Origin of the sequence: Sutcliffiella horikoshii, assembly GCF_008180725.1 — a bacterium.
GTDB classification, from domain to species: domain Bacteria; phylum Bacillota; class Bacilli; order Bacillales; family Bacillaceae_I; genus Sutcliffiella_A; species Sutcliffiella_A horikoshii_B.
Genome location: NZ_VTEV01000006.1, coordinates 61,639 through 73,869, shown reverse-complemented (window position 1 = coordinate 73,869; position 12,231 = coordinate 61,639). Strand labels below are relative to the sequence as shown.

Here is a 12,231-nt window from a genome sequence, read left to right as displayed (position 1 = left end):
CACTCCTTTTAGATGAATAAGTTCACATTACCTTCAGAAGCATCGCCTAAATATGCGCCAACCCCTGCGTACTCAATTCCGTCGATCATTTCTTCATGCTTCAAGCCAAGTAAGTCTACCGTCATTTGGCAACCGACTAACTTAACATCCTGTTCTTTTGCCATTTCGATCAAGCTTGGTAAAGATTGAACGTTGTGCTTTTTCATGATGCCTTTAATCATTTTCGGACCCATGCCAGCCATGTTCATCGTAGATAATGGCAACTTGTTAGCTCCGCGTGGCATCATTTTACCGAACATTTTTTCAATAAAGTTCTTTTTGACTGGAACAAGCTCCTCTTTACGAAGTGCATTCAAGCCCCAGAAAGTGTGAAAAATTGTTACCTCGTGATCATATGCTGCAGCACCGTTTGCAATAATATAAGCTGCCATCGCTTTGTCATAATCACCGCTGAAAAGTACTATCGTTGTTTTTTTCTTTTCCATGAAAAGATCCTCTCCTTTTGGTTATTGTTATATCTGTCGTTACGCTTTTTTAATATAGAAAGTAAATACGTCGTTTTCTTCTTTCATGTCCAACAACTCGTTTCCGGTTGCTTTGCACCATGCAGCCAAATCCGTTTTCGCACCTTTGTCTGTAGTGATAACTTCTAAAATCTCACCGCTGTTCACTTCATTTAAAGCTTTCTTCGTTTTAACCAATGGCATTGGGCAAGCTAATCCTTTTGCGTCTAATACTTTGTTTACATTCATGTTTTATTCCTCCTATAATTGTTACCCCTAGGGGTATATTGTAAGTTAAAAAAATATGGTTAGTGTTTTTATACCTGGTAGGGTATATTTTTCTTCAAAAAAAATACTGGGTTGTTCTAAATACCCTTAGGGGTATAATAGCATGCAAAAAAATATGATGCAACCCTATGTTTAAATACCCTAGTGGGTATCTATAACACTATAATATACCACTTAGGGTATATTATCAAGTACTTTTTTTACTATCTGCTTTTAATGAGTAGATCAACCGCTTGCTGAACCATTTCACTTGTTTCTTCACCTTTTAGTACATTTTCTCGAACGCATTGTTCCAAGTTTGTACTAACAATGACGCCGATGGCACGTTCAATTGCAGTGGTAGCGGCATTTAACTGAGATACGACATCTCGGCAATCTTCGCCTTGCTCCATCATATGAAGAACTCCTCTGATTTGCCCTTCGGCACGTTTCAATCGATTCTTCATTTGGTTTGTGTATTCCATAACAGACATGCACCTCCTGTTGAAAATAATGTAGTAACAATGTCTATGCTCATATATTATACCCCTAAGGGTATATTGTCAACCCTTTTAATTACAATTCTTTTACTTCCTTATTATGTAGAATGGAGTTGCTTCCTCTCTTCTATACCATTAGTAAAGGAACCATCAGTAAATAAAATCGTTTCAACAATCATCTATTTGTGGTAGGATTATTCTTGTATATTAATTAGCGAAACGTTTCGATTTAAAGTGTTTTGTAAGCGCTTTTCTACTTTACTTTAAGGGGATGGAGAGACATGATTGAAATTAAAAATAAACAGATACTCATAGATGGCAAACCCGTGCTTGTTATGTGCGGAGAGATACATTATTACCGTTTGGAACGGAACGATTGGCAGGATCGCATCAATAAATTAAAAGATGCAGGTTGCAATGCTGTTGCCACATATATCCCATGGCTTTGTCATGAGCCGGTGGAAGGACAGGTAGATCTAGATGGCAGAAATCGACCGGAATTGGACTTGGGTGCATTTATCGACCTTTGTGCCGAAAATGATCTTTACTTTTTTGCCAGACCAGGCCCGTTCATCATGGCGGAAATGAAAAATGAAGGGATACCTCATTGGGTATCTGAAAAGCACCCGGAAGTTGTCCCAGTCGGTTGGGATGGCAATGCAGCAACTACGCCAACACTCGATTACCTGGCTCCAAACTTCTTGAAAGAAACAAAAAAGTGGTATGAGGCAGTAATGGCAGTCATTGCTCCACGTTTGCATACAAACTGCGGGAATATTATTGGGGTACAGCTTGATAATGAGATCGGGATGCTATCTTGGGTCAGCAACTGTCCTGATTTGACGGAGCAGTTGATGGAGGACTTTGTTCGCTGGCTAAACGAGAACTATGAAGAGGCAGAATTAAAAGAACGATATCCGGTTAATTTGCAGGATGCAACCGACAGAATCACTGGCATCCGCTCTCCAAAGGAAGAATATGCAGCGGAACTAATGCGTGACCTGGGACACTATATGAGAGATCGATTTGCACGCTATGTCGCTATTTTGCGTGAATTTGCCGAAGAGTTCGGTGTAAAAGATATTCCTTTCATTGTCAATATTCATGGATCAGGCGGTGGCCGCGGCTTAACTTATCCAATTGGCATCTCCCAACTTTATGAGTCTTATACCCAAAGTGAGGGTTATATGTCCGGTTCTGATATCTACTTTGGAGACTTAGATATGGAATCATTCCAGGATCTTTACTTGATCAATGGTTTTATGGACGCCGTTCATAATCCGGACCAGCCTTTGACTAGCGTCGAGTTCAACTGTGGCGACGGCAATTTCGGGGAAACATATGGCGGCCGTTATGATGTTTCTGCCGCAGATTTTAAAACTAGAATGTGTGTCGCACAGGGAAATCGTCTCATTAACTATTACCTGTTTACCGGCGGCTACAACTATAAAATGGATGAAGCAGCAGGCGACGGAAATGGACGTATTGCTTCCACTGGAGAGCGTCACGGATTTGCAGCGCCGGTCAATCCGGAGGGTAAACTCAACTACACCTTTCCTCGCATGGCCCGTTCCATCAAAACAATGATGTCAGTCGGGGACAAGTTGGCAGCAATGGATGAGGACCGAGACTCTGTGGCTTTCGCGTTTATCCCAGACTATTACATGACGGAATATCGCTATCCTGATAGTAGGAAAATGCGTGAAATTGTCGATAATATTACGATGCATCGCGGCGCAGGTGCATGGGAGATCGTTGCTCGTGCGATGTTGCTTGCAAGCTACCGATTCAGTTCCGTAGATGTACAAAATAAAGAATTGGATCCAAAAGTAACCAAGACACTTGTGCTGCCTTCTGCTCGTTATATGGACAAAGAAGTCCAGCTGAAATTGGTTGAGTATTTGCAGCGTGGTGGAGGAATTCTTCTTTACGGGGAAGTACCGACCTTTGATATGGAAGGGAAACCTTTTACCGCTTTAGCTGATGCCCTAGGTGTGAAGCCCTTAGGAGTGACATTCAATGAGCATGGTCACTTTATGTCTTTAACAGCAGACGGATGGGCAGCAGAGCGTCCTGAAATTCGCACTTATTTTAACCAGACATTTGAACTTGGTTCGAATGCCGAAGCTATCATGCGTGTCACCGAATCGGATGATGTGTGTGGGTTTGATGCGAAGGTTGGCGGAGGTCGGGCTATCGTACTTGCGACTGCATATCGTTGCGATATCGACCTTTTCAAAACAGCCCTGGAGCAACTTGGTGCGGTGGCTGGCTTGACTCATGACTGTGAGTACCATGGGATCTTCTCCACGTCTGTTTCAAACGGGAATGAACGATTTGTACACATTCTAAATCTTGATGGATTTGATAAAGAGATCGAACTTACTTTAGATAATGAGAAAATTTTTGAAGGCCGCAAGTTCACCCTTCAAAGCAAAGACGGCGTGATGTTGCCAATAAACGTTGCTTTGGATCATCCAGAAGTTACAATTGTTTATTCAACAGCAGAAATATTTAATGTCTCGGATAACTTCATCGAATTCCGTTTAACACAGAGCAGCGATACCATTTGCTTAAATACTGATCGAACGGTTATGGACAGCAATGATTACACCATGAATAAAGAAGGTTCTATGGTGACGTTAACTTCCAACAAACATGCAAAAGTGGATGATCAACTAGTGGTTAGATTTGTATAACTATTTTTACTCACTAAAAAGAGGAATCGAATTATGTCAATCGATTCCTCTTTTATTTTTTGTATCATTAAACTTTCACCAATCCTGGGAGCTTCTCCAAATACCCTTTGGCGATTAGCAACCCTTCCTTGGTTTTTTCCAAATTACCGCCCCATATAGGATCCTCATGTTCAATGCTGACTACACCGTCGTATCCTGCTTCTAAAAGCTCGGAAATAAATTTTCTCCAATCCAGTGCACCGTGTCCAGGCAATCGATATCTCCACCAGCTATAATCTGTCAGGAATCCCACTCGCTTCAACCGCTCCTCATCAATCTCCGTATCCTTGGCATGAACATGAAAGATCCGGTTGCCAAACTCTTTAATAGGCGAGTAAGGATCAATAAACTGCCAGATTAGATGGGAAGGATCATAAGTCAATCCAACATTAGGCGAATCCAATCTTTCGAACAACCTGCTCAACAGCTCAGGTGAAATGGCGATATTCCCCATCAATGGACAATTTTCAAAAGCAATCTTCACATTGCATTTTTCCGCCAATGCCACCATTTCTTCAAAAAAACCTTCCACTTTATCTAAACTGTATTCGGGTTTGGGACGGATAGCATCATAGCTATCGTATTTATCCCCCTCTGCAATCATAGAAATACCAGTTGACGTTACCACTGTTGGAATACCCAGCTCGCCTGCTTTTTGGATTCGGCTTATTAATTCCAGACGATGACCCTTCGCAATTTCAGGATTTTCACTTAAGAAGTTGCGGCAATAAGTTAGAGCGGTAATTTTAACCTGCCCTTCTAAAACCACTTTTTCTAAATGTTCAAAGGGAATGTTGGGACCGATTTCCAAGTGTTGAAAACCATGTTTCAAAGACCATTCAACTATTTTATCTATATCTTTCACACCATGGTGAACTAACGAATTCGTAAGATAACCGATATCCATCGTTGCTTCCCCTCTTCCCCCTATTATTTATTTGCCGTAAATACTCCATATAATAACGCAACACTTGCTGCACCAATTACCCCTTGATGTTCCCCGAGGTCGGATGTGACAATTTCTACCTTTCTTTTTTTGGCTAAAAAAGATAGAGTATTGACTTTCTCTCTAATTTCTTGGATGAGAGGTAAATCTGCTTTGGCCAGTTCACCGCCAATAACTATTTTTTGTACGTGAAACATATTAAGGAATGAAGTAAGAACAATTGCAATCCGCTCTCCTGCCTCTATAAGAGCGTGATTCACTTTTGCATCCCCATTCTGACTGGCCTTAATGATACTGCTCACCGATTCTAGATTTACCGCATGTAAAAGAGCCTCTTCAGATGCATATCTCTCCAAGCATCCTTTATTTCCACACCAGCAGTCAATCCCTTCCGGCTGATAGGTCATATGGCCAATTTCCCCGGCCCCGGTCAACTCACTGCGGTAAAGTTGGTCATTAAGGAATAAACCTGCCCCTATTCCCTGCCCGATATAAACACTCATAAAGTCTGAGTGGTTTTTGCACGAACCGAACATCTTCTCACCGAGTGCCATTCCGCGTACATTATGATCAAGGTATACAGGTACATGAAAAATATCCGAAAGCTCGGAAGCCAGGTTGACATTTTCCCACCCTAGATGCTCCGCTTCCAGTATGATCCCATTGTCGAAGTCCACTATGCCAACCGATCCGATTCCAATACAGCTTACAGATAATCTTTGGTTTTTTTGAAGGAAGCTTTGCAGCATATCGATTAGAAGTCGAACAAACTCAACCTGGTTTATTTTTTCAGGAATAGAAAAGCTAGTTGATGTTAATACATTCCCTTTTAACGTGACAATGCCCATTTCAACCCGGTCACTTCTGATGTGTATCGCTGCTACCCTTTTTACCTCTTCATTTAACCCAAGTACCACTGTTTTGCGACCCGCTCTTTTTCTGTCACTTACACCGGTTCCAAGTTCTACCACAAATCCTTCTGCCATCAACTCGCTTATAATGTTGGTTATCGTGGCAGGCGTTAGCTTGGTAAAGGCTGCTATTTCCTGTCTTGTTGGTGCTTCAAAACGCAGTAATGTTTGAAATACTAAGGCTCTATTCAGTTGTTTGGTTCTTAATGTATTCTGGCCAATAAATGACATCTTACGTTCTCCTCTTTATGGAGACGGTCTGAGTTTAACATTTCAGGATGAAAGTCTATTAAACCCTTACCTTACATAAACGAAGTTCATGAGCACCGTCTTCTCTTGTGTATTCATAATAATACCATATCTGATCTTCGTGAATGATGGCATCCACATAACGAACCGCCTTCTTTAAGTTTGTTTCAAGAACAGGGCCGTTTACATTTATTTTCGCAAAGGTTTTTAAATCCACCGTTAATGCCAATGCTAGCTTTTCTTCATAGTTCTGTTCGACGCCGATACTCCCATCCCAAAGTACAGTGTAAGCACCCTCATAAGGGATAATGGAAGTAAGTCGAGATTGATAGCGGTCCCACCCTGATTCACTTACAGGTAAAACCGTATCCTTCCATTCAAAATTCACACCATCCGTACTTACAGCAAGGCCAGTCGGGGCAACAGCCAATCCTGTATTATGGACGTCGCCAGTGTTATGCATGTTGCTTAAGTCCGCATCCTCTATTCCTTTAGCGTACACAAAATACATATAGTATAAATCTTCATGCTTCACTACATATGGATCTTTTACACCTTCTACACCTGGATAGTCGGATGCTGTTAACACTTTTTTTTGATTATTGACATCAAATGAAAACGGAGTCTCCGCTTCAACTACATCAATTCTCCAGCGATTATCTACTGAATCCACATAGCTGACGTAAAGACGATAGAGGTTGTCTTTTACCTTAACCAGTGCAGATCGTTCAATGGAACTTGAATTTAATTGTTTTTTATGCAAACTCCACACATCCGTAAAACTCTCTCCATCTTTACTGCTTGCGATTCTAACCTCAAAACCTCGTTCATTTTCTCCCAGGCCACGAGGATTTCTTAATCGATAATATAAGTAAAAGGTATCATCTTTCTCATCAAAAAGGATGGTAGGTGCTCCTGCCCAATAGCCTGTCTCGTTTCCGAGTGGGGTTATCACTGTCTTTCCTTCCTCTGGATGAAATAATGGTGCAAGTTTTACCTGATTTTCCTGTATGATTGTTCTCTCCATATTAAATCCCCTCACTTCATTTATTTTGATTCAATTAAACGTTCATCAGTTTTCCAAAAGCGGCACTCTTACTCCTTTTTCACTAGACAATACAGCCGCATCAATCACTTTAGCCGCTTTCGCTCCATAAGCAAAAGAAAGCTCATGAGGCTTATCCTGTACGATCGCATCATAAAATTCAGCATATTGCTTCCCGCGAGCCAATCCCGGAAATACATGTCTTTCTTGGAATGTCATATGTATTAATTCATCAGCCCATCCGCCATTCTCTGTTCGAGTTCGAAAATATACCTCTCCATCCTTATTCATGGAAACGGCCCCTTTTGTCCCCACAATTTCTAATCCATCGCCTTCCTGTGGCAGTAACCTGGAATTATTCAGCGTGCAAATAGCCCCATTCTCCATTCGCAAAACTACCGATGCCAAATCATCATTTGTTACAGCTTGTTTCCCTTCATCTGTCTGACGGGAAGTGATGAATGTCCCAAGGGCTGCCTGTACATCTTGAATTTCTCCACAAACATCCGACAAGAAAAATTGAATCAAATCGACTTGGTGAGTGCCGAAATCTGCTACGGAACCAGGGCCAGAATACTCTTTTTTCATACGCCATTCCAAGCCGACATTTGGGTTTCCGATTCTAGACCCACCAAGCTTATGTCGATAGGAGAAAATATCCCCCAGCTCTCCTGATTGAATTAATTCCTTAATTAATTGTGCATAAGGATGATAACGATATTGCATTCCCATGTAATGAATAATCCCTGCACTTTCTGCTTCATCTGCCAAAAGTTTGGATTCGTAATAGTTAATGGAAAGAGGCTTCTCACATAGTACGTGCAATTTGCGCTTTATCGCTTCCCGAGCAATAGCCCCGTGAGACAAATTATCTGTACAAATGGTAATGGCGTCTACCTTATCTAGAAGAGAGTTGAGACTTTGGCAGATAATTCCCGAAGATAAAGCGTTTCGCTCCACCCAGCTTCTGGCGTTTTCTTCATTGATATCAAAAACGGCCGTTAAGTCCCATTGAGGAACTGCCTGTATTCCTTTAAGGTGATCGGTAGCAACTCCTATTGTCTGTCCTGTTCCTACAATGCCAATACGTAATTTCACTTTGATTGCACCTCACTTTAAAAAATAATTAATTAATTCATTAAATTTATTTATATTATAGTTGTTATCTTACCATTTCTCATTAGACTCCTCAACCATAAAATACTCTAAAAAACAAAAAGGACCGTTCTCCACACCCGGAGCCGGTCCCTTTTTATATACTGTCGTTTATTCATTCATGGAGTCTATTAACTTGTGGAGATTTTCTATGCTCACTCTCAGACTATCTAACGGATTTCCTGGACATACATCCTGTTCCACCGCATACCATTCAATTCCATTTCTTTCTCCCCAACGTAAAATAGGTTCAAAATCAATGGTGCCATTCCCTACTTCCGCAAAGGATTGCTCCTCATCTTTTGCCATGTCCTTAAGATGAATTATTGGCATTCTGTTGGAATACGTCTCTAAAAAGCTTACTATTTCTTTGCCACCTTTTTTCACCCAATACACATCTAGTTCAGCTAACAACAGGTTGTCATCAGTTGGATCTAATAGGTACTCCAACGCATTTTTCCCTTCAATCTCTGTCTCAAATTCAAAATCATGATTATGATAACTAATGCGGTACCCATCTTTATGAAGTTTTCTAGCAATTTCGTTCAATTCAGCCTTTAAAGCAATATAGCTCTCTACATTTCTATCTTCTTCTACCAGGTATGGAAGAATTAAGTCTTTCGTTTCAAACAATTCAGCTTGTTCTAGTACTTTCGGAAGATCATTTCGGAAACTATTAATATCAACATGCATCCCAGCTGTTTTAAGTCCCAGTTCTTTCATTAATGAAAAGATTTCCTCTGGGTCATGTCCAAACATACCGGATATTTGTACCCCTGCATACCCCATATCTTTCAACTCTCTTAATACTCCCGGAAAATCTTCTTCCAACAAATCTCGAACCGTATATAGTTGTGCAGCTATCTTATGCTTCATCTCTACTTTCCTCCCTTTAAAGATCATTATTTAATCATTCAAACAAAAGCAACCAAGAGTTATTCACCCTTGGCCACTAATTTTTTACACCCACCACATATCAGCAGGTTGTTCTTTTATCAATACAGATTGAAGGTTTGTCACAGCACGTGCAAAGCCTTCTTCAATTGACATGATTGGGTCTTCGTGCTCGATGCTGACTACATAATCATACCCGTACGTGCGCAATGCACTCATCATGTCGGACCATTCTTGGACACTATGTCCGCAACCAACGGAACGGAAGCTCCATGCACGCGTTTGAACTTCACCATATGGCTGCATGTCCGTCAAGCCGTACATGTTCACATTATCTTGATCAATATACGTGTCTTTTGCATGGAAATGATGGATCGCGCCAGCTTTTCCTAAAATTTTGATTGCTGCAACAGGGTCAATTCCTTGCCACCAAAGATGGCTTGGATCCAGGTTTGCGCCGATTGCAGAGGACGTTAGCTCACGAAGTTTCAGCATCGTATGAGGCGTATGCACCAAGAATCCGCCGTGCAGTTCAAGACCGATTTTGATGTTACGCTCTTCTGCATACTTCCCTACTTCCTTCCAGTAAGGCACAAGCTTTGTCTCCCACTGCCATGTAAGTACGTCGCCATACTCATTTGGCCAAGGTGCAACAGGCCAGTTTGGCGCTTTTGCTGTTTCGCTGTCACCAGGAACGCCGGAGAAACAATTTACCACTTCAACTCCTGTTAAAGCAGCAAGGTCAATTGTTTTTAGCAACGTTTCATGAGATTCTTTTGCAAAACCCTCATCCGGTGAAATTGGATTACCGTGGCAGCTGAATGCACTGATTTGTAAACCGCGGGAATGAATTTCCTCCATATAAGCATTGCGTGCCCCTTCGTCTTCTAAAAGAGTATCCAAAGGACAATGATTGTTGCCAGGGTAGCAGCCTGTACCGATTTCCACTGCATCCAGACCTGCCGCTTTCACATAATCAAGCATTTCCGTAAAAGGTTTATTGGCAAAAAGGACGGTAAATACGCCTAGTTTCATTAGTGTTCACTCTCCTTAATTCAATTCGTTTTGGATGTTGACAATCTTCTTCGTTTCGTTAGATTCAAGCGCTCCCAAAATAACCATTAAGGAGTTCTTTCCTTCATTTCCGTCGACAAGTACTTCTTTGTCTTCTAGGATGCTTGCTACAAAATGATCGATTACATGAGAACCAGTTTGTCCGCCTGCATCATTGCTTTGAATTTTACCTAACTCATAGCGAACTGTTTCGCCTGTTGCGTATTGTACAACTAAAGAGTGAGTCGGATCGTCTTCTAAACGAAGAACTGCTTTTTCCGCATAGATGATCGTGGAGTTATCTTCACGCTTGTAAGACCAGCTTGCAGCAAGTGTTCCAACGATGCCGTTTTCTGTTCTTAGCGCACAAACTGCCGTGTCATCCACATCTGTGTTTTCTTTTGCAGAAGTTTCAATGAACGCTCCAACTTCCACGATCTCTTCTCCTAAAAGATATCGCAATAAATCGGACTTGTGTACGCCAAGGTCTCCCATAGCGCCGATAAATGCTTCTTCTTTACGGAAGAACCAGCTGTCTTTTCCGTCCACACTCCAGCCTTCTGGTCCAGGGTGTCCGAATGCAGTACGGAAGCTGTAAATTTTCCCTACCTCGCCACTTTCGATCAGCTGCTTTGCTTTTTGGTGGGATGGAACAAAACGTTGGTTGTGCGCGATCATCAGTTTTTTGCCGGATGCTTTAGCAGCAGCAATCATTTCGTCCGCTTCTTCTTTGGACGTTGCCATCGGCTTTTCACATAAAACATGCGCTCCAGCTTTCGAAGCATAGATAGATACAGGGGCATGCAGGTAGTTCGGTGTGCATACACTCACCACGTCCAATTCTTCACGGTCAATCATCTCTTGATAGCTTTCATATGCTTTTCCGCCAAATGTTTCTACAGCTTGCTCCGCGCGTGCTAATACGACATCACATAGTGCAACAAGCTCAACATTCTGGTTTGCATGGTACTCCGGTAAATGACGGTGCTTTGCAATACTTCCGCATCCTACTACTCCAACTCGTAATTTCTTCATTTTGTTATCCCCCTTATTTGCTTTTGATTTCTTCTAATGGTTTTGCATTTCCGTAATATACATCGCCGATTGTTGTTGGTTTTGCCCAGTTAACGGCATTCTTGATGACTTTTTGTACCTTTTCATGGTAGTACGTCGGGTAAGTTTCATGACCTGGACGGAAGTAAAATACTTTCCCTCTTCCGCGCTTGTATGTGCAACCGCTGCGGAATACCTCTCCGCCTTCAAACCAGCTCACAAATACTAGCTCGTCCGGATCTGGAATATCGAAGTGCTCGCCATACATTTCTTCACGCTCGATATCGATGTGCTCCCCGATTCCTTCTGCGATTGGATGGCCCGGTGATACTACCCAGATGCGCTCTTTCTCGTCCGCTTCTCTCCATTTCAGGTCACAAGTTGTACCCATCAATGTTTTGAAGATTTTAGAGAAGTGTCCAGAGTGAAGAACGATTAATCCCATTCCGTCTAGTACTCTATTTTTCACGCGAGTAACGATCTCATCGCTCACATCGTCATGCGCGACATGGCCCCACCATAAAAGAACATCCGTGTTGTTTAGTACTTCTTCGGTTAGTCCGTGCTCTGGTTCGTCCAATGTTGCGGTTCTTACTTCGTAGTTTTCTTCTTTCAGGAAGGAAGCGATGGCACCGTGGATACCTTCTGGATATACTTCTCTCACTTTTTCGTTTGTTTGTTCATGTCGGTTTTCATTCCATACAGTTACTTTAATCATTGTTGTTGCTCCTTTCTTTGCTTGCAGTCTATTTTGGTTACACCGCTGTTGATTTCCGCGCCAGGCTTCGCTTTCCGCGGGGCCCTGCTGGAGTCTCCGCCTTTCGCTCCAATCATCAGCTAGGTTACTTACTTTAATATTTGTAAAATCTCTAACTCTATTAATTTGCTATGGTTATGTTTGTGGGAACGTTTCCATA

General features: G+C 41.9%; 12 protein-coding genes. 1 reads left to right on the top strand and 11 read right to left on the bottom strand.

The window, feature by feature from the left end; genetic code table 11:
- Positions 1–8: 8 nt before the first annotated feature.
- The 3 genes from FZC76_RS15635 to FZC76_RS15625 all read right to left on the bottom strand — a co-directional run bounded on the left by FZC76_RS15635 (position 9) and on the right by FZC76_RS15625 (position 1,255).
- Positions 9–485, bottom strand: a complete 477-nt coding sequence (locus FZC76_RS15635; protein WP_010196750.1) for a DsrE/DsrF/DrsH-like family protein — start codon at positions 483–485, stop codon at positions 9–11.
- 39 nt (positions 486–524) lie between these two features.
- The gene (locus FZC76_RS15630) at positions 525–752 is read right to left on the bottom strand and encodes a sulfurtransferase TusA family protein (protein ID WP_148989112.1); all 228 of its coding nucleotides are present in this window, start codon (positions 750–752) and stop codon (positions 525–527) included.
- Between the two features lie 242 nt (positions 753–994).
- The gene (locus FZC76_RS15625; RefSeq protein WP_010196754.1) at positions 995–1,255 is read right to left on the bottom strand and encodes a metal-sensitive transcriptional regulator; all 261 of its coding nucleotides are present in this window, start codon (positions 1,253–1,255) and stop codon (positions 995–997) included.
- 296 nt (positions 1,256–1,551) lie between these two features.
- Between FZC76_RS15625 and FZC76_RS15620 the strand changes: the two genes are divergently transcribed.
- Positions 1,552–3,969: a beta-galactosidase gene (locus tag FZC76_RS15620; RefSeq protein WP_148989111.1), complete on the top strand. Its 2,418-nt coding sequence runs from the start codon at positions 1,552–1,554 to the stop codon at positions 3,967–3,969.
- Positions 3,970–4,036: 67 nt separating this feature from the next.
- On the opposite strand, the gene FZC76_RS15615 is transcribed toward FZC76_RS15620, so the two are convergent.
- The 8 genes from FZC76_RS15615 to FZC76_RS15580 form a co-directional block, all read right to left on the bottom strand.
- The gene (locus FZC76_RS15615) at positions 4,037–4,915 is read right to left on the bottom strand and encodes a sugar phosphate isomerase/epimerase family protein (protein ID WP_148989110.1); all 879 of its coding nucleotides are present in this window, start codon (positions 4,913–4,915) and stop codon (positions 4,037–4,039) included.
- Between the two features lie 23 nt (positions 4,916–4,938).
- Positions 4,939–6,096 (bottom strand): ROK family transcriptional regulator, encoded by a 1,158-nt coding sequence (locus FZC76_RS15610; RefSeq protein WP_148989109.1) that lies wholly within the window; start codon positions 6,094–6,096, stop codon positions 4,939–4,941.
- A gap of 58 nt (positions 6,097–6,154) precedes the next feature.
- Complete coding sequence (locus FZC76_RS15605) at positions 6,155–7,141, bottom strand: glycoside hydrolase family protein (RefSeq protein WP_148989108.1); 987 nt, start codon at positions 7,139–7,141, stop codon at positions 6,155–6,157.
- Between the two features lie 45 nt (positions 7,142–7,186).
- On the bottom strand, positions 7,187–8,257 hold the full coding sequence (locus tag FZC76_RS15600) for a Gfo/Idh/MocA family protein (protein ID WP_148989107.1): 1,071 nt from the start codon (positions 8,255–8,257) through the stop codon (positions 7,187–7,189).
- Between the two features lie 168 nt (positions 8,258–8,425).
- Positions 8,426–9,190 (bottom strand): sugar phosphate isomerase/epimerase family protein, encoded by a 765-nt coding sequence (locus tag FZC76_RS15595; RefSeq protein WP_148989106.1) that lies wholly within the window; start codon positions 9,188–9,190, stop codon positions 8,426–8,428.
- Positions 9,191–9,274: 84 nt separating this feature from the next.
- Positions 9,275–10,243, bottom strand: coding sequence for a sugar phosphate isomerase/epimerase family protein (locus FZC76_RS15590; protein WP_148989105.1), 969 nt, complete (start codon positions 10,241–10,243; stop codon positions 9,275–9,277).
- Between the two features lie 15 nt (positions 10,244–10,258).
- Complete coding sequence (locus tag FZC76_RS15585) at positions 10,259–11,296, bottom strand: Gfo/Idh/MocA family protein (RefSeq protein ID WP_148989104.1); 1,038 nt, start codon at positions 11,294–11,296, stop codon at positions 10,259–10,261.
- A gap of 13 nt (positions 11,297–11,309) precedes the next feature.
- Positions 11,310–12,032, bottom strand: coding sequence for a ThuA domain-containing protein (locus FZC76_RS15580; protein WP_148989103.1), 723 nt, complete (start codon positions 12,030–12,032; stop codon positions 11,310–11,312).
- Positions 12,033–12,231: the final 199 nt, after the last annotated feature.

Bases quoted from the DNA above. Each gene is read 5' to 3' on its own strand.
- FZC76_RS15635 (WP_010196750.1), bottom strand. From the start codon at position 485: ATGGAAAAGAAAAAAACAACGATAGTACTTTTCAGCGGTGATTATGAC.
- FZC76_RS15630 (WP_148989112.1), bottom strand. From the start codon at position 752: ATGAATGTAAACAAAGTATTAGACGCAAAAGGATTAGCTTGCCCAATG.
- FZC76_RS15625 (WP_010196754.1), bottom strand. From the start codon at position 1,255: ATGGAATACACAAACCAAATGAAGAATCGATTGAAACGTGCCGAAGGG.
- FZC76_RS15620 (WP_148989111.1), top strand. From the start codon at position 1,552: ATGATTGAAATTAAAAATAAACAGATACTCATAGATGGCAAACCCGTG.
- FZC76_RS15615 (WP_148989110.1), bottom strand. From the start codon at position 4,915: ATGGATATCGGTTATCTTACGAATTCGTTAGTTCACCATGGTGTGAAA.
- FZC76_RS15610 (WP_148989109.1), bottom strand. From the start codon at position 6,096: ATGTCATTTATTGGCCAGAATACATTAAGAACCAAACAACTGAATAGA.
- FZC76_RS15605 (WP_148989108.1), bottom strand. From the start codon at position 7,141: ATGGAGAGAACAATCATACAGGAAAATCAGGTAAAACTTGCACCATTA.
- FZC76_RS15595 (WP_148989106.1), bottom strand. From the start codon at position 9,190: ATGAAGCATAAGATAGCTGCACAACTATATACGGTTCGAGATTTGTTG.
- FZC76_RS15590 (WP_148989105.1), bottom strand. From the start codon at position 10,243: ATGAAACTAGGCGTATTTACCGTCCTTTTTGCCAATAAACCTTTTACG.
- FZC76_RS15585 (WP_148989104.1), bottom strand. From the start codon at position 11,296: ATGAAGAAATTACGAGTTGGAGTAGTAGGATGCGGAAGTATTGCAAAG.
- FZC76_RS15580 (WP_148989103.1), bottom strand. From the start codon at position 12,032: ATGATTAAAGTAACTGTATGGAATGAAAACCGACATGAACAAACAAAC.